The sequence below is a fragment of the Moorena sp. SIO2C4 genome (assembly GCF_010672485.1).
GTDB classification, from domain to species: Bacteria; Cyanobacteriota; Cyanobacteriia; order Cyanobacteriales; family Coleofasciculaceae; genus Moorena; species Moorena producens.
The window spans coordinates 1-1,123 of the sequence record NZ_JAAHGN010001556.1; the positions used below are offsets into that span (position 1 = coordinate 1).

Consider the following 1,123-nt stretch of genomic DNA (forward strand, 5'->3'; position numbering starts at 1 on the left):
TTTTTATCAGAGTAGTAGGGTGCGTTAGGGGCGGAAAGCCTCTGATTTTTCGCCTCGTAGCCAGGGTTGAGATAGTCCGCCCCGTAACGCACCAGCAATTAGCGTTTCTGTAGCGTATATTTCAGAATATAGCACTACGCATTCAGGTTAGGACATTGTCTTGATGCAATAGCGAGTGGGGAGGGGCTGTGTGCGGAACCTGCGTCCGCACCGCTGTTTGCCCCGTGGAAACCCCCGCATGAAGGCGCTGCATCGCTCCTACACTCCGAAACGTAAGTAATTGCTTACTTTTGACTTCTGACTTCTAACTTATGACTTGCGCGTAGCGCTATATCGCTAATTTTTTATTAATCCTAAAACTCCCAAAAAAAAAATTCTAAAAACCCTTGACAAATTTATTTATAATCATTACAATAATCATTAAATGACCACAATAACTTCACTTTTTTATCCATGTCACGAAAATTTCGCCAAAACTTCAAAAAACAACCTGCTCAGCACACCTTGAAAGGGTCTCGTGAAGCAGTAATCTATAGTATGCAAATGCTTTATTCACTAGGCTATGCAGAGATAGCGGAATGGACTCCTCTGGAGCCGACCGACGTTCCCGGGGAAGTGATGACTACAATAACCAAGTATTGGTTGTTGCCGTAACACCTGAAATTTATGGGGGGTTTCCCCCCCTGGCAAAGGTCAATCAGATCGAATCACATCAAGTTCCGTTTGGGAACTCAGTGACATAGCGATTTAAAGGAACTTATTGTGGAGTTGAAATAGCCGTGGATATTATTTCTACGGCTATTTTTTTTATTTTTAAGACTTATCGGGAATTTAGAATTTAGAATTTAGAATGTAGGGTGCGTTAGGGGCGGGCTTGCCCTCATTTTTAACTTCGAGCGCCAGTATTGGAATAGCCCGCACCGTAACGCACCACCAAGTAGAAGTTAGAAGTTAGAAGTTAGAAGTTAGAAGTTAGAAGTTAGAAGTTAGAAGTTAGAAGTTAGAAGTTAGAAGTTAGAATTTAGAATTTAGAATTTAGAATTTAGAATGTAGGGTGCGTTAGGGGCGGGCTTGCCCTCATTTTTAACTTCGAGCGCCAGTATTGGAATAGCCCGCACCGTAA

At 42.4% G+C, this 1,123-nt stretch carries 1 protein-coding gene; it reads left to right on the plus strand.

The window, feature by feature from the left end; genetic code table 11:
- The first annotated feature begins 453 nt into the window (after positions 1 to 453).
- On the plus strand, positions 454 to 654 hold the full coding sequence (locus F6K20_RS39475) for a hypothetical protein (protein WP_075873588.1): 201 nt from the start codon (positions 454 to 456) through the stop codon (positions 652 to 654).
- The last annotated feature ends 469 nt before the right edge of the window (positions 655 to 1,123 follow it).